This window comes from Streptomyces sp. NPDC037083 (assembly GCF_055606485.1).
Map to the genome: position 1 here is coordinate 121,749 of NZ_JBVJSQ010000004.1, position 15,635 is coordinate 137,383.

The following is a 15,635-nucleotide window of genomic DNA, read 5'->3' on the forward strand; positions in this document are numbered from 1 at the left end:
CGCGCCGGCCCTCAGCCCTGGTAGGGGCGGACCGCGCGGGCGGCCCGCAACGTGCGTCCCCACCAGGAGAGTTGGCCGAGCATCCCCTTGGCTGCTCCCGTGCAGACGCCCGCGTCGCGCGGTGTCCCGTCCTCCCCGAGCCCTGACCAGGGGCCGTGCAGACTCACGGCATCACGCACGGTCGTGGCGTGCAACTCGGCGAACACCAGACGCAGTTGCTCGACGGCTCGGATCCCGCCCGCGAGCCCGCCGTAGGAGACGAAGCCGACCGGCTTGGCCTGCCACTGCGGATGGTGCCAGTCGATGAAGTTCTTGAGCGCGGCCGGGAAGCTGTGGTTGTACTCGGGTGTGACGACCACGAACGCGTCCGCCGCGGCCAGGCGCGGTGAGACGTCCTCGAGCACGCTCGCCGTCTCGGGGCTCGGCGTGCCGCCCCAGCCGGGCATGACCAGCGGCAGGTCGATGTCGGCCAGGTCGATGACCTCCAGTTCCAGACCCTCGTGGTCGGCGGCGGTGTCCAGGAACCAGTCGGCGACGGCACGGCCCTGACGTCCCTCGCGGACGCTGCCGACGACGACGGCCACGCGCAGCGGTGCGTCGTGCTCGACTGCGGCTGCTGTGGCTGCTGCGGTCGATGCGGCCACTGCGGATTCGCCGACGGCGGGTGTGTCGGTGACGGGCATGGGTGTCCCCCTGATCTCCTCGCGCCCCTTACGGGGAGGTGCAGCCGCGCGGTGCGGCCTCGCGACAGGTAAACTACAACGTGCGTTGTAAAAAGTGCAACGCTCGTTGTAATTCGTGAGGAGTCGAGGGTGGTCAGCACCAACGAGAGCTGGGTCGAAGAGGCGCGACGCACGGTCTCCCCGCGCAAGCTGGAGAAGCAGATGGCGATCGCGGGCGCGGCCTGCGCGGTCTTCGGCCGCGAGGGGTACGCGCGCGCCTCCGTGGACGCGCTCGCGGCCGAAGCCGGCGTCTCGACGCGCACCCTGTACAACCACTTCCCCGGCGGGAAGGCGCAGCTCTTCGGCGCCGTCGTCACCTGGACGTCCGGTGAGGTCAAGGATGCGCAGCTCGCCCGCCTGCGGGCCGTGTTGGACCCCGAGCGGCCGCCCCGTCCGCAGGACCTGGAGCGCGACCTCGTCGCCCTCGCCCGCGGCTTCGTCGGTCTCATGGCGGACTACCCCAACCACTTCGCCCTGGTCCGTCACATCCATGCCGAGGCGGACCACGTCCCCCCGGAGGTGCTCGACGCATGGCGCGACGCGGGGCCGGGCCCCGTCGGCCGCGCCCTCGCCGAGGCGCTGCAGCAACTGGCCGCCGCCGGACTGCTCGATGTGCACGGTGACGCGGCGCTCGCGGCAGCGCACTTCATGGCTCTGGTCTCCTACTCGATCACCCAGCAGTCCCACTACGGGGTCCTGCCCCTGCCGAAGGAGGAGACCGAGCGCCTGATGACGGGCGGTGTCGCCGCGTTTCTCCGGGCGTACCGGGCCGGCTGACCGAGTCGGCACAGGCCTGTCCGGGATGGCGCGGTGCGGGACACGGCGACCCGGGGACGGCGGAACGGCGTTCCGGCCCGGCGTGCGAAGGGAGGCGCGGCCGGCCGGCGGGGGCCGGTCGGCCGCGGGAGCGGTCATCGCCGTGGCGCAGTCCCGATCACATCGACGGTCCGTCGATCGACCTGGACCGGTCAGTCGGTCGCCGTGAACACGAACGAGAACGTCGCGGGCGCCGGGTTCAGGAAGTACCGCGGCAGCGGGCCCGGGCCGCAGGACTGGGAGCCGAGGCCGTGCTGACCGTGGTCGAGGTTGACCCACACCGTCTCGCCCGGGGTCAGGTCGGTGCGGTGGGCGGCGGCGTCCAGCTGCTCGCTCGTCCAGCGTCGTGCGGTGAACCAGAACTCGGGGTCGCCCTCGACGCGCAGCCCGCCGAGCTCCGCCCAGCGGACGTCGGCACGAGCGCCGTTCTCCTGCGGACGGACGTACGGGGTCTGCATGGCGTCCACCGTCGACTGCCAGCGGCCGATCGCCGCCGCCGACCTGCTGTCCGGATACGCCTCGCCGGGCCCGCCGCCGAACCACGTCACCCGGTCGGCCTCGGACAGCCCGAACCGGACGCCGAGACGGGGGAGCGGCACCGTCCAGTCGCCCTCGGGGGACACCGACACGGTCAGCCGGACACGGTCGCCGTCCGAGGTCCACCTGTAGGCCGTCGACAGCCCCGGCTCCCATCCGGCGGCGGCCACCCGGGTCCGTACCGTCAGCGCGTCGTCGCCGACCTCGACCGCGTCCAGCCGGTGCCGCATCCGGTGCAGGCCCAGCCTGCGCCACAGAGCGCCGTACCGGACGTCCGACTGCCAGGACGCGCCGTCGTCGTTGTCGGTGGTCGCCCGCCACACGTCCAGGCGCAGCCCGGTCACCTCCACCGAGCCGACGGACCTCAGCTCGCCCGTGCGGGCGTCGAAGGACGCCGGGCCCAGGGTGATGAGCCGGTCGCCGACGACCGGCCCGGCGGAGGCGCGCACGGTCGGCAACGCCCGCGCCGACAGGGGAACTTGTCCCCAGGACACGACATGGCCCGCGGGCGCCCAGGCGGTGTCCTCGGCCAGGACGGCCTGGACGGTCCACCGCGTCTCCGCACCGGCCGGGGCGCCGGCCGGCGGCTCCGGCAGCTTCACGTCGGCCGACTCGCCCGCCTCGAGCGCCGGCACGGCGAGATCGCCGGACCCGACGGTCTCGCCGTCCACCTGGAACGCCCAGGTGAAGGCCAGCCCCGAAAGACCGGCGAAATCCTGCTTGTTGGTGATCCGGACCGTTCCGTCGCCGCAGCCGTCGAGGGCGACCGGCTCGATCACCTTCTTGAACTCGACGAGGCCGGGGGAGGGAGTGCGGTCGGGAAAGACCAGGCCGTCGCAGACGAAGTTCCCGTCGTGCAGTTCCTCGCCGAAGTCGCCGCCGTAGGCGTAGCCCAGCTCGGGGTGCTTGACGCCGTGGTCGATCCACTCCCAGACGAAGGCGCCCTGGAGCCGGTCGTGCTCCTCGAAGAGCCGCTGGTAGTCCGCGAGCCCGCCGGGGCCGTTGCCCATGGCGTGCGCGTACTCGCACAGGATGAAGGGGAGTTCGCGTCGCCTGAGCGTGCCGCCGTCCAGGCCCCGTCCCGTCCGCTCCACCTCCTCGTGGGAGGCGTACATGCGGGAGTAGACGTCCGTGTCACGGCAGTCGACGTCGCCTTCGTAGTGCACGAGGCGCGAGGCGTCGCGCGCGTGGATCCACTCGGCCATCGCGGTCAGACCGCGCCCGGTGCCGGCCTCGTTGCCGAGGGACCACATGACGATCGACGGGTGGTTCTTGTCCCTCTCGACCATGCGGGCGGCGCGGTCGAGGAGGGCGGGCGTCCAGCGGTCGTCGTCGACCGGGTTGTCCCGCCAGTCCTGCTCGACGAATCCGTGGGTCTCCAGGTCGCACTCGTCGATCACCCACAGTCCGTACTCGTCGCACAGGTCGAGGAAGGCCGGGTGCGGCGGGTAGTGCGAGGTGCGGACGGCGTTGACGTTGTGCCGCTTCATCAGCAGCACGTCCTCGCGCATCGTCTCCAGGTCGAGGGCGCGGCCCGTCTCGGGATGCCACTCGTGCCGGTTGACGCCCTTGAAGAGGATCGGCCGGCCGTTGACCTTGACCAGGCCGTCCGCCAGCTCGACGGTGCGGAAACCGATGCGCAGGGGCACCCGCTCGCCCTCCGTCACCAGCTCCCCGTCGTACAGCGTCGGCGTCTCCGCCGTCCACGGCCGCACGGGGACGGCGACCGTCTCCCCGGTGGCGACATCGATGTCCAGGGCGGGCACGGTCACCCGCCCGTCGACGTCGGAGTCGACGCGCAGGGCGCCCTCGCCCGTGACGTGGTCGTAGGAGGCGTGCACGAAGAAGTCCAGCGCACTGCCCGCCGGACGGTGCAGCAACGTCACGTCGCGGAAGATGCCCGGCAGCCACCACTGGTCCTGGTCCTCCAGGTACGAGCCCGCCGACCACTGGTGGACCCGGACCGCGAGGACGTTCCCGGTCGGCCGGAGCAGATGCCCGACCGCGAACTCGTGCGCGAGACGCGAGCCCTTGAACTCGCCGATGTCCGTGCCGTTCAGCCAGACCCTGGCGCACGACTCGACGCCGTCGAAACGGAGGACGAAACCGCCTTCGGAGACGTCGGGCCACCCCTCGGGGAGGTCGAAGACCCTCAGGTGGTCGCCGGTCGGGTTCTCGGTCGGCACCCGGGGCGGGTCGACCGGAAAGGGGTAGAGGTGGTTGGTGTAGACGGGCGAGCCGAAAGCCCCGTCGCCCTGCAGCACCCAGTGCCCGGGGACCGTGACCTCGGCCCAGTCCCCGGCGTCGTAGCCCTCCTCGGCGAACGCGTCGTCCTCGGCGTCGGCCGTCGCCGACACACGCAGCCGCCAACGCCCGTTGAGCGAGACGGACTTCGCGTCCGAGGAGGCGTACCAGGCGCGCGGTGGCAGCGCTCCGGCGCCCGGCGAGACGCTCTCGACGTAGTCGGCGGACGGCGGTCCCCCCGCTCGGGCGGAACCGGGCGAGGGGGAGGTGCGAAAGGACATCGGTCTCCTAGGTCAGCCCTTGATGCCGGTCTGCGCGATCCCCTGGACCAGCCAGCGCTGGAGGAAGAGGAACACGAACACCAGGGGCAGGATGGAAAAGGCGGTGGCCATGAAGATCAGATGGAAGACGACGGTCTGGTTGGTCATGTAGTTGGAGAGCGCGACCTGGACGGTCCACGAGCCCGGGTCCTGGCCGATGACCAGCGGCCACAGGAAGGAGTTCCAGCCGTTGATGAAGGTGATGGTCGCCATCGCCGCGAAGAAGTTCAGCGAGTTGGGCACCACGATGCGCCAGTACGCGCCCCAGTAGCCCAGTCCGTCCACGCGCGCCGCCTCCTCCAGCTCCTTGGGGAACCCCAGGAAGTACTGCCGGAACAGGAAGCAGGTGAAACCACTGAACAGGCCCGGGATGATCAGACCCCGGTAGGTGTCCACCCAGCCGAGCGACGACACCAGCACGAAGCTCGGGACGAAGGTGACCGCCGTCGGAACCATCAGCGTGCCCAGGACGGCGTAGAAGACCTTGTTGGCGTGCCGGTACGGGATGCGGGCGAGGCCGTAGCCGGCGAGGGAGCACACCAGGAGGACGCCGACGGTGTGCAGGGTCGCCACCACCGCCGAGTTCCACAGGGACTGGCCGAAGGGGACCGTCTCGTCGGTGAACAGCTCACTGACGTTGCCCCACTGGATGTCGGTGGGGAAGAACTTCCAGTTCTCCCCGGTGATTTCGGCGTCGGTGGAGAGGGCGTTGCGGATCAGCAGGTAGAACGGGACCAGGAAGAAGAATCCGGCGATCCCGGCGGCGATGTAGAGGCCGGTGGAGTTCATGACGCCGCCGCGGCTCTCGCGGCGGGGCATGTCCGACGGCGGCGCGGTGTCGCGTGCCTCGGGCATCGTGGTGGTCACTTGGACTCCTCCCCTCTTCCGAAGCCCAGGAACTTGCCCTGGAGCAGGGTCACGGCGCAGATCAGCACCGTCAGGATGACCGCGCCCGCGCTGCCGGCGCCGTAGTCCTGGCTCTCGCCGAGGGCCTTGTAGTACAGCTCCACCAGGGGCGGACGACCCCAGGTGGTCTTCGACAGGAGGTTGAAGAACTCGTCGAAGGCCTGGTACGCGGCGATGAGCAGCAGCAGGATCACCGCGGTGGACGTGGCACGCAGCTGCGGCAACGTGATGTGACGGAACGTCTGCCAGCCCGGCTTGGCGCCGTCGAGGGCGGCGGCCTCGTAGAGTTCGCCGGGGATGTTCTGCAGCGCCGCCAGGAACAGGATCATGTAGAAACCGGACTGCAGCCACAGCCGTGCCGTGACGATGACGAGCCAGTACCAGGGCGGGTCGGGGTCGACCAGCCAGGCGATGTTCTCGATCCCGAACCAGCCGAGCACCGTGTTCATGAGGCCGAAGCGGACCCCGCTGAAGATGGACATCTTCCAGATCAGCGCGGCGGCGACGTAGCTGCACGCGGTCGGCAGGAAGAAGACCGAACGGAAGAACGCCCGCATGAACCGCAGCCTGTTCACCAGCAGGGCCAGGCCCAGCGACAGCGCCCACGTGGTGGGCACGATGAACGCGGCGAACACGGTGAAGGTGATGAGGGAGCCGACGAAGTCGTCGTTCGTCAGCATGTAGGTGTAGTTCTCGAAGCCGACGAACTTGTCGGGCGTCACGGTGAAGCGGGCCTCGAAGAAGCTGAGCCAGATGCTCCACAGGATCGGGGCGTAGACGAAGATCGCCAGACCGATCAGGAACGGCCCGGTGAACAGCCAGAAGTTGAAGGTGGGGCTGCCCCGCAGACCTCGCCGCGGCTTGGCCCATGAGGCCTGTGCCGGGGTGGGGCGCGCGAGGTCGCGCGTCTTGGTCGTCGACATGGCGTGATCCGTCCCGCGGCCTATCCGAACAGCTTCTTGAGCTCGCGGTTGACGGCCGTGTCGGCCTTGTCGAGCGCGGCCTCCGGGTCCATGTCCTTGCGGACGCTGTTGGCGAAGACGTCCTCGAGGGAGGTGCGCATGGCCTGGGTCCAGCCGATGTTGTCGAAGTGCCCGAACTCGTTGAAGAGCCGGACGCCCTCAGCGGCGTTGCCGGACTTGAGCTTGGTGGCCGTCTGCGCGATCGAGGTGCGCGGCGGAATGTGGAAGCCGAAGGAGGTGGCCCACTCCTCCTGGTACTTCTTCTGGTCGATCCACAGCCACTTGACGTACTCCGTGGCGGCCTCGACGTTCTTGCCCTTGGCGTTGACGAACATCGACCAACCGCCGTTGTAGACCGACTGCTTGCCGGAGTCGATGGTCTTCGGGAAGGGGAAGACGCCCCAGTCGTCGCCGAGCGCCTTCTGGATGGCCGGCATCGCCCACATGCCGCAGAACTGGATGGCGCACAGGCCCTGGTTGAGCGAGGAGGGGTCCCAGGACGCGGTCGGCGCTCCGAGGAGAAGGTTGCCGCTGGTGAACAGCTTGCGCATCTTCTTGATGCCCTCGATGACGCCGTCCGTGTGGTAGGCGATCTCGTTCTTCTCGTTGAGGTGGTCCGCGCCGGCCGACCAGATCATCGTGTCGATGACGCTGTGCAGGTCGTCGCCCATGTACAGGCCCTTGACCTTGCCGGTGGTGAGCTTGGCGGCGGCCTCCGCCAGTTCGTCGAGCGTGGTCGGTACGTCGACCTTGGCCTTCTCCAGCATCGACTTGCGGTAGAAGAAGAACTGGGGGTCGTCGATCATGCGGACGCCGTAGATCTTGCCGTCCACCGTGTGCGACTTGATGTCGGCCGGGTTGAAGTCGTCCTTGACCGGCGTGATGATGTCGGTCAGGTCCGCCACCTGACCGCTCCTGACCAGCTGGATCTGCGGGTGGAACTCGAACAGGTCGGGCGCGCTCTTCGTGAGCAGCGTGGCGAAGAGCTTGCTCTCGAAGTCGGCGCTGGTGATCCACTGCGTGGTCACGTGGGCCTTGTCGTAGGCCTTCGCGTACTTCTTGATGGCCTGTTCGGTGCCCTGCTCGCCGTACGCGTGGAAGAACTGCGTCAGGTTGACGCCCGAACCGGCCCCTCCGCTCCGGCCGTTGTTGCTGCCGCAGGCGGCGAGCGTGCCGGCCGCGGCCATGCCCGCGGCGGCGCGGAAGAGCGAGCGGCGGGACCAGTTGCTGTTGCTCATTGCCGACATGGTGACGTCCTTGTCTCGAGTACGGCTGCGGCTCAACGGCTCAAGCGCCAGGTGGCTCGAATGGCGTTGCGGTGCGGGACGTTAACCTTCGACTAAGGCTTCGGCAAGGGGTTGGACGAAGTCTGTTCGAAGCGTTGCGATCGGTTCGGGATGGCGAACGGACCGGGTTCCGGAGGGAGATGCGGAGAGTTTCGGCGAAGGGGCAACGACGGTGCGGCCAAAGGGAGATGAGGGCCGCCGGTGTCAGGGCCGGCGGCCCTCGGTTCAGGGGCGACGCCGGTTCCGGGCGAACTGCCGCACGGACAGGGCCTCGTGAGCCCGGACGGACCCGCCCTGTCCGTCGGCGCGTGTCACCACCGCCCTCGGGGCGTCGTGCGGACGACGGGAACGCAACCCGGCTAACCGGTTCACGCGGACGGCGTCGTACGACTGCGCACGCTCGCGGAGGCGGTGCGTGCGACGGTCCTCTGCCCGACCGACTGCAGCGCCCCTTCCAGTGCGAAGGTGGCCGCGCCCAGACAGGCCGGGTCGGTGGGGATGGGGCTGAGGACGATCCGGCTGGCGGCCAGCGGCCGCTTCAGCGCGTGCCGCGCCACGGCCTCGCGCACCTCCGCCAGGAGCGGCTCGCCGAGCCGGGCTGCGACCCAGCTGCTCAACACGACCACCTCGGGGTTCAGCACGTTGATCAGGTTGGCGATGCCGGCGCCGAGGTAACGGGCGGTGTCGCGGACGACCTTGACGGCCACCGGTTCGTTCGCCGCGACCGCGACGGCCAGCGCGTCGATGGTGGCCGTCTGGTCCTCGGGGTGCAACAACGGGCTCCGCGGGCTCAGTTCACGCAGGTTCTGCATGATGCCGGGCGCGCCGACGTATGTCTCCACACAGCCGTGGTTGCCGCACCGGCACAGCCGGCCGTCGAGCACGAGCGTGGTGTGACCCCATTCGCCGGCGCTGTTGCTGACCCCCCGGTGCAGTCCGCCGCCGAGCACCAGTCCGGCGCCGACGCCGGTCCCCAGATTGACCACCACGGCGTCCCCGTGTCCCCGCGCCGCCCCGAACCACAGCTCCGCGACCGCCCCGGCGCGCAGCGGGTTGTCCAAGTACAGCGGATACGCGATGTGTTCGGAGAGCAGGTCGAGCAACGGCACGTCGTGCCAGTCCCAGTTGGGCGCGTACTCGGAGACGCCGGTGGCGCGGTCGACCTGCCCCGGCACGCTGACCCCGACGCCGAGCACCCGGGCCGCCTCGACCCCGGCCTGCGCGACCACGGAACCGGCGGCCGTGGCGACATGGCCCACCACTTGCTCCGGGCGGCTCTCGCCGGGCCGCATGTTCTCCTCGGCGCGCGCCAGCACGTTCAGCGCGAGGTCGAAGAGCTCGACGTGGACGTACGTCTCCGCGATGTCCACACCGATCAACGCGCCCCCCGACGCGTTGACGGCCACGAGGCCCCGGGGGCGGCCGCCCGCCGAATCCTCGAACCCGACCTCCGTGATCATGCGGAGGTCCAGCAGCTCGCCGACCAGTGTGGCGACGGTCGCGAGCGAGAGACCGGTCGCGGCGGCGAGCTCCTGCCGGGAGGTGGGCGAGGCGGCGATGATCTGGCGCAGCACTTCGTAGCGGTTCGCGGTGCGGATGTCACGTGATGTGCCGCGCTTCATGGAACGTGTCCCCTCATCCCTTCCGTCCCCGTGCATGCCGGGCGGGCCCACACGGCGACGGCACCGGCGCCGCGCCAGGTTATGGGGTGCCGCAGGGTTCGACAAGGGGTTAGGAAAGGGGCTTTATTAAGTGACGGAAGCCGACCGGACGTCAGTCCCCAGGACGTCCCGCACGAAGGCGTTGGTGAACGTGCCGGCCGGGTCCAGCTCCCGCGCCAGGGCGGCGAAGTCGTCGATCCGGGGGTAGCGTCCGCGCACCGCGGCGGCCGGCAGCGCGAAGACCTTGCCCCAGTGCGGCCGCGGCTCGAACGGCTCCAACGCGGTCTCCACCGCCCGCACCGCCGGCAGCACCGCCGCCGTGTCCTCGACCCAGGTGAAGTGGAGCGCCACGGTGTCCCGGCCGTAGGAAGGGCTCAGCCACTGCTCGTCGGCCGCCACGGTCCGCACCTCGCAGATCTGCAGCACGGGGGCGACCGTCTGCCGGATCCCGTCGAGTGCACGCAGCGCCGCCACGGCATGGCCACGCGGCAGCAGGTACTCGCTCTGCAGCTCGTTTCCGCTGCTCGGGGTGAACTCCGCCCGGAAGTGCGGCAGCCGTTCGTGCCACGGCCCCGGCACCCCGAACTGCTCCGTGCAGTTGACCGCCGGCATCCCCGGGACCGGATGCAGGGCCTCGGTGGCGGGCGCCGCCCACGGGAAGTCCCCGAGCGGCTGATCCGTGCGCCGCTTCAACCACACCTGCCGGAACCCGGGCGCACCCCAGTCGGTGAACAGGCTCACGCTGTACGCGGCGCCCGCCACGGCCTCGAAGTCCAGCCCGTCCAGCGGGAGTTCGGTGAACAGATGCTGCTCCACCCCGTAGGCGGGCTCCAGGTCGAGGGTGAGCGCGGTCACGACCCCGAGGGCGCCCAGTGACGTGACGGAGCCGCCGAAGCGCCGGTCGCCGCGTCCGACGACGACGGTCGAGCCGTCGGCGGTGACGATCTCCACCTCCCGCACCGCGGAGGCCAGCGGACCGTTCGCGACCCCCGACCCGTGCGTGCCGGTCGCCACCGACCCGGCGACGGAGATGTGGGGCAGGGAGGCCATGTTCGCCAGCGCGAGCCCGCGCTCGTGGACCCGGCGCGCCAGCTCGGCGTAGCGCACGCCGCCGCCGACCCGCACGGTCCGGGCCGCCGTGTCGACGTCGACCTCGCCGGTCAGGGCGTCCAGCGACAGCAGCACCCCGTCGCGGCCCGGCTCGGCGATCTCGTTGAACGAGTGCCCGCTGCCCAGCACCCGCACCCGTGCGCTGCGCGCCACGAGCGAGCGCAGCGCGTCCAGGGAGTGCGGGCGGTGCAGTTCCCCGGCGGCGAAGGTGATGTTGCCGGCCCAGTTGGTAACGGTTTCGGTCATGCGACTGCTCGCCCCTCCCGAGGAGATCCAGAACCCGGAATTCCCAGGTGGAACCTACCCTGCCCGCAACACGAGGCCCCCGCCCCCACCACCGCGCCGGCAGGGGCATACCGTGAGGAGTCGTACGCCTGAGCCGGGAGGAGAGACGGATGGGCAGCCGTACCGCGCTGGTCGAGGATCTGATGGAGCGGTTTCCGCATGTTCCGCGGGAGGCCGTCTTCAAGGAGGACCTGCTGCGCGGAGGCGTGGCCTTCGACCCCTCCGCCCTCAGCGACAACGAGTCGGGGGAGGTCAAGCCGAAGTCGTACTTCATCTTCTCGTTCGACCACGGCACCCTGCCCGAGCTCGGCGAGGCCGCGCTGCGCCGCCCGCCCGAGGAGATCATCCTCACGGGAGGCCCCTACGACCTGCGGCGCACGGTCGTCTCGGTCCGTGTGAACCCCTCCTCGCCGTACCGCGTCGCGGCGGACGACGAGGGCCTGCTCGGCCTGTACCTCGACGGCAGGCGCATCGCCGACGTCGGGGTGCCGCCGATGCCGGAGTACTACCGGCACAAGCTCTCCAACGGGAAGTCCGTCATGGAGGTCGCCCCCACCATCCAGTGGGGTTACCTCATCTATCTGACCGTCTTCCGGGTGTGCCAGTACTTCGGCGCCAAGGAGGAGTGCCAGTACTGCGACATCAACCACAACTGGCGCCAGCACAAGGCGGCCGGGCGGCCGTACACGGGTGTGAAGGACGTCGAGGAGGTCCTCGAAGCCCTGGAGATCATCGACCGGTACGACACCCAGAAGGCGTCCACCGCGTACACGCTCACCGGCGGCGCGATCACCAAGACCGTGGCCGGACGCGACGAGGCCGACTTCTACGGTCACTACGCCAAGGCCATCGAGGAGCGCTTCCCGGGCCGCTGGATCGGCAAGGTCGTCGCCCAGGCGCTGCCCCGGGACGACGTGCAGCGCTTCAAGGACTACGGCGTGCAGATCTACCACCCCAACTACGAGGTGTGGGACCGCCGGCTGTTCGAGCTGTACTGCCCGGGCAAGGAGCGCTACGTGGGCCGCGACGAGTGGCACAAGCGCATCCTCGACTCCGCGGAGATCTTCGGCGCGCGCAACGTCATCCCCAACTTCGTCGCCGGAGTCGAGATGGCCGAGCCCTTCGGCTTCACCGGCGTCGACGAGGCCATCGCCTCCACCACGGAGGGCCTGCGCTTCTTCATGTCGCACGGCATCACGCCCCGCTTCACCACCTGGTGCCCCGAGCCCACCACCCCGCTCGGCAAGGCCAACCCGCAGGGCGCGCCGCTGGAGTACCACATCCGGCTGCTGGAGGCCTACCGCGCCACCATGGACGAGTTCGGGCTCTCCTCGCCCCCCGGCTACGGCCCGCCCGGACCCGGCCGCGCGGTGTTCTCCGTGAGCTCTTTCATGGACAGCCTTTCGGCGCAGGACACGGCGACCGTATAGTCCGTCCGCGGAATCGGCGTCGGAAAAAGTGATGCCGGCGTTGAGCACGGAGGGGTCCGCGTCCGTACAAGAGGCCGGAGTGGCGGGCGCGGCCGTCTTCTGCTGCCCTGTCCTGCTGTCCTTACATGACATCTGAACAGGGCGCTTGTCAGTTGTGTTGGAAACGTGAAAAGCTCTGCCCCTGCCGCGAGGTTCCCCCCAACTCCATTGCCGTCATGGTGAGTTGACCTCGCTTGTGGATGCAGGAGACCCATGCCCGACCTGCCGACCCCGAAGGACGCCGCCGAGGCCGCGCTGTTCTCCGAGTGCTGGGACGCCGTCCTGTCGTACGCCGACCTGTGCACCTCCGGCTCGACCGCGGCGAACCAGCTGGCCCGTGAGGCGTTCGCGCTCGGCATACGCGAGGCCCGCGCCGCCGAGGACGGCACCGCACGAGGTGCCGGCCGTCGCTCGTCCCGGCTGCCCCGGATCCCCATGCTGCTGACCGCCGTACGCGCCACGGCGGCCGCCTGGGAGGCCCAGGGCCAGGGCCACAAACTCGACCCCGATCTGCGCCTGTGGCTGAACTCCGGCAAGGCCGCCCGGTACGTCGGGCCACCCCTGAGCCGTCCCATCGCCCTGCGCGGCCTGCGCGACATGCAGGAGCCTGACGCCGCCCTGCTGTGGCTGGCGGAGGTGGAGGCGCTCCCGCTGCACGCCGTCGTCCGCCGCCAGGGCCTGGACCCCGCCGCCGCCGTCGAAGAGCTGAACCAGGTCCGCGGACTGTTCCGGGACCGCTGTCACCGCAACCATCTCGACACTCCGATGGACGCGGAGTGCCGCAGCTACGTCCGGCTGCTGGACGCCGTCACCCGCTCGCCCGCCGCCGACACCCCGGCGGACCTCTCCCGGCATCTCGCCACCTGCGTGGAGTGCGCGGAGGCCGCCGCCTGTCTGCGCCTGCACGGGGGCGGCCTGCCCGCGGCCCTCGCCCAGGGCGTGATCGGCTGGGGCGGCCTCGCCTACCTGGAGCGCCGCCGCCGGGCCGCCGAGGTGCGCCTCGGCCCCGGACGCCCCGACACCTCGGATCCCGAGGGCGCGGCCGCGCGGGCCGCCGCCGGCAAGGCGCGGGTGCGGCGCAACGCGCTCCTCGCCGCCGCCGTCCTCGTCTCGGGGCTGGCCCTCGCCGTGTCGATGATGCCCGGCGACAGCGGCGGTGGCCTCGCCAAGAGCGGCCCCACGGACAGCAGTCCGGTGGCCGGCCGCGGCTCCGTCCCGCCGTCCGCCTCTCCGGCGACCTCCGCCGCGCCGTCCTCGTCCGACCCGGTCCCGTCCGCCAGTGGCACGCCGTCGCCGACCCGCGGCGACGCCGCGAGCAAGCCGGACCCCGAGCCCCAGGGCACCTCCTCGGCCACCGCGGGCGCCGGCGGCAGCGAGGACGAGGCGGCCTGCGAGGTCCGGTACGACCTGGTCAACCAGTGGCCGGACGGCTTCCAGGCCACCGTCACCATCACGACCCTTGACGCCCTCGACACCTGGCGCGTCGCCTGGTCCTTCCGCGACGGCCAGCGGGTGGACCAGATGTGGGACGCGAGCCTCGCCCAGAACGGCTCCCGCGTCACCGCGACCGCCGCCGACTACAACCGGTCCGTCTCGGCGAACGGCACCCTCACCTTCGGGTTCCTGGCCTCCTGGCAGAACAAGAACTCCGCGCCCTACGCCTTCACCCTCAACGGCAGGACGTGCACGGCCTCCTGAGCCCCGCCGCCTGACGAGCACCGCCCCGCCCCGCCCCGCAACGGTCGCGGCGGCGGGCCGGTACGGCTCGCCGCGCGCTTCCCGGGTTCCACCCCGGTGCGCGGCTCTCCTGCGGCCGCCCTGCTCCTGCGGCCGCCCTGCTCCTGCGGCTGCTCCGCCTCCGCCGCCCTCTCCTGCGCCGGAAGCCGGAAAAACGAGTGGCAACCCGCCTCGTGCGTCCCTATCCTGAGCGAGCGTTACGCGGGGGCCGACGGCCCACCGCTGTCAGCCGTACGAGGAACGGGGGGTGTGACCGATGACTGTCGCCACGAGGGGCGCTGTCCGCAGCGGCCAGACGTTCGTTCACTCCACCTCCGCGGTCTCCGGCTGACCACTTCTTCCGCTTTTTTCGTGGGTGCTTTCACTTAGGTGAGCGCTGCCGGGGCTGCCCCCTGTGAAGGGTCTCCCTTGCATTTCTCTTCCTCATCGGTTTCGTCGCACCCTCTCGCCGCCTACGGCTGGGACGAGGGCTGGGAAACCGAGTTCACCCCTTGTGCCGAGCAGAACCTGCTGCCCGGCCGTGTCGTGCGTGTCGATCGAGGCATGTGCGACGTCGTCACCGAGGCCGGCACCGTTCGCGCCGACACCGAGTTCGTCGTGCCCCGCGATCCGATGAAGGTCGTGTGCACGGGGGACTGGGTCGCCGTCGACCCCGCCGGCAGCGATCCGCGATACGTGCGGACGCTCCTCCCGCGCCGTACCGCGTTCGTCCGCTCCACCTCCTCCAAGCGTTCCGAGGGACAGATCCTCGCCGCCAACGTCGACCACGCCGTCGTCGCGATGTCCCTGGCCGTCGAACTCGACCTCGGTCGTGTCGAACGGTTCCTCGCCCTGGCCTGGGAGTCCGGCGCCCAGCCCGTCGTCGTGCTCACCAAGGCCGACCTGGTGCCCGATCCGGTCGCACTGTCCTACCTGGTGGAGGACGTCGTGGCGGGCGCGCCGGGCGTGCCCGTGCTGACCGTCTGCGCCCGGGAGGGCGAGGGCGTCGAGGAACTGGCGGCGCTGCTCGGGCAGGGCACCGCCGTGCTGCTCGGCGCGTCCGGCGCGGGCAAGTCCACGCTCGCCAACGCGCTCGTCGGCGAGGACGTGATGGACGTCCAGGCCACCCGGGACATGGACGGAAAGGGACGGCACACCACCACCACCCGCAACCTGCTGCCGCTGCCCGGCGGGGGCGTCCTCATCGACACGCCCGGGCTGCGCGGCGTCGGCCTCTGGGACGCCGGCACGGGCGTCGGCCAGGTCTTCGCCGAGATCGAGGAGTTCGCCCGGGACTGCCGGTTCCACGACTGCGCGCACGAGTCCGAGCCGGCGTGCGCGGTGCGGGCGGCCGTCGACGACGGAAGTCTGCCGCTGCGGAGGCTGGAGAGCTACCGCAAGCTCGTCCGGGAGAACCAGTGGATCGTCGCCAAGTCCGACGCCCGCATGCGCGCCGACGTCCGCCAGGGATGGAAGCGCAAGCAGGCCGAGGGGAGGGCGGCGGGGGAGGCGAAACGCGGCCGGGGGCCGTGGCGGCCCGCACCGCCCCGGTGACCGCTCCCAGCGGGTTCCCCTGTTTCGCGATCCCCGATGCCACGTCC

General features: G+C 70.8%; 11 protein-coding genes. 4 read left to right on the plus strand and 7 right to left on the minus strand.

All coding sequences use genetic code 11. The features are described from left to right. Window positions 1-11 precede the first annotated feature (11 nt). Window positions 12-683, minus strand: coding sequence for an NADPH-dependent FMN reductase (locus ACZ7DE_RS12690; protein WP_470760313.1), 672 nt, complete (start codon window positions 681-683; stop codon window positions 12-14). A gap of 129 nt (window positions 684-812) precedes the next feature. Between ACZ7DE_RS12690 and ACZ7DE_RS12695 the strand changes: the two genes are divergently transcribed. Next, window positions 813-1,499 carry a TetR/AcrR family transcriptional regulator gene (locus tag ACZ7DE_RS12695; RefSeq protein ID WP_470760315.1) on the plus strand — a complete coding sequence of 229 codons (687 nt, stop codon included), beginning with the start codon at window positions 813-815 and terminating at the stop codon, window positions 1,497-1,499. A gap of 191 nt (window positions 1,500-1,690) precedes the next feature. Here the strand turns inward: ACZ7DE_RS12695 and ACZ7DE_RS12700 are convergent, their stop codons facing one another. The 6 genes from ACZ7DE_RS12700 to ACZ7DE_RS12725 form a co-directional block, all read right to left on the minus strand. After that, a complete protein-coding gene (locus tag ACZ7DE_RS12700) occupies window positions 1,691-4,600 on the minus strand; it encodes a glycoside hydrolase family 2 TIM barrel-domain containing protein (protein WP_470760317.1) in 2,910 nt (969 codons plus the stop codon). 12 nt (window positions 4,601-4,612) lie between these two features. Further along, a complete protein-coding gene (locus ACZ7DE_RS12705; RefSeq protein ID WP_470761072.1) occupies window positions 4,613-5,494 on the minus strand; it encodes a carbohydrate ABC transporter permease in 882 nt (293 codons plus the stop codon). A gap of 8 nt (window positions 5,495-5,502) precedes the next feature. Further along, the gene (locus ACZ7DE_RS12710) at window positions 5,503-6,468 is read right to left on the minus strand and encodes a carbohydrate ABC transporter permease (protein ID WP_470760319.1); all 966 of its coding nucleotides are present in this window, start codon (window positions 6,466-6,468) and stop codon (window positions 5,503-5,505) included. Window positions 6,469-6,488: 20 nt separating this feature from the next. Continuing rightward, on the minus strand, window positions 6,489-7,745 hold the full coding sequence (locus tag ACZ7DE_RS12715) for an ABC transporter substrate-binding protein (protein WP_470760321.1): 1,257 nt from the start codon (window positions 7,743-7,745) through the stop codon (window positions 6,489-6,491). A gap of 416 nt (window positions 7,746-8,161) precedes the next feature. Next, window positions 8,162-9,415, minus strand: coding sequence for an ROK family transcriptional regulator (locus ACZ7DE_RS12720; RefSeq protein WP_470760323.1), 1,254 nt, complete (start codon window positions 9,413-9,415; stop codon window positions 8,162-8,164). Window positions 9,416-9,541: 126 nt separating this feature from the next. Beyond that, the gene (locus ACZ7DE_RS12725) at window positions 9,542-10,810 is read right to left on the minus strand and encodes an FAD-binding protein (RefSeq protein WP_470760325.1); all 1,269 of its coding nucleotides are present in this window, start codon (window positions 10,808-10,810) and stop codon (window positions 9,542-9,544) included. 149 nt (window positions 10,811-10,959) lie between these two features. On the opposite strand from ACZ7DE_RS12725, the gene ACZ7DE_RS12730 reads away from it, so the two are divergent. The 3 genes from ACZ7DE_RS12730 to rsgA all read left to right on the plus strand — a co-directional run bounded on the left by ACZ7DE_RS12730 (window position 10,960) and on the right by rsgA (window position 15,588). Then, window positions 10,960-12,279: a radical SAM protein gene (locus ACZ7DE_RS12730; protein WP_470760327.1), complete on the plus strand. Its 1,320-nt coding sequence runs from the start codon at window positions 10,960-10,962 to the stop codon at window positions 12,277-12,279. A 252-nt stretch (window positions 12,280-12,531) separates the two neighbouring features. Then, complete coding sequence (locus ACZ7DE_RS12735; RefSeq protein WP_470760329.1) at window positions 12,532-14,016, plus strand: cellulose binding domain-containing protein; 1,485 nt, start codon at window positions 12,532-12,534, stop codon at window positions 14,014-14,016. 447 nt (window positions 14,017-14,463) lie between these two features. Further along, window positions 14,464-15,588 carry a ribosome small subunit-dependent GTPase A gene (rsgA, locus tag ACZ7DE_RS12740; protein ID WP_470760330.1) on the plus strand — a complete coding sequence of 375 codons (1,125 nt, stop codon included), beginning with the start codon at window positions 14,464-14,466 and terminating at the stop codon, window positions 15,586-15,588. The last annotated feature ends 47 nt before the right edge of the window (window positions 15,589-15,635 follow it).

Bases quoted from the DNA above. Each gene is read 5' to 3' on its own strand.
- ACZ7DE_RS12730 (WP_470760327.1), top strand. From the start codon at position 10,960: ATGGGCAGCCGTACCGCGCTGGTCGAGGATCTGATGGAGCGGTTTCCG.
- ACZ7DE_RS12700 (WP_470760317.1), bottom strand. From the start codon at position 4,600: ATGTCCTTTCGCACCTCCCCCTCGCCCGGTTCCGCCCGAGCGGGGGGA.
- ACZ7DE_RS12715 (WP_470760321.1), bottom strand. From the start codon at position 7,745: ATGAGCAACAGCAACTGGTCCCGCCGCTCGCTCTTCCGCGCCGCCGCG.
- ACZ7DE_RS12690 (WP_470760313.1), bottom strand. From the start codon at position 683: ATGCCCGTCACCGACACACCCGCCGTCGGCGAATCCGCAGTGGCCGCA.
- ACZ7DE_RS12705 (WP_470761072.1), bottom strand. From the start codon at position 5,494: ATGCCCGAGGCACGCGACACCGCGCCGCCGTCGGACATGCCCCGCCGC.
- ACZ7DE_RS12710 (WP_470760319.1), bottom strand. From the start codon at position 6,468: ATGTCGACGACCAAGACGCGCGACCTCGCGCGCCCCACCCCGGCACAG.
- ACZ7DE_RS12735 (WP_470760329.1), top strand. From the start codon at position 12,532: ATGCCCGACCTGCCGACCCCGAAGGACGCCGCCGAGGCCGCGCTGTTC.
- ACZ7DE_RS12725 (WP_470760325.1), bottom strand. From the start codon at position 10,810: ATGACCGAAACCGTTACCAACTGGGCCGGCAACATCACCTTCGCCGCC.
- ACZ7DE_RS12720 (WP_470760323.1), bottom strand. From the start codon at position 9,415: ATGAAGCGCGGCACATCACGTGACATCCGCACCGCGAACCGCTACGAA.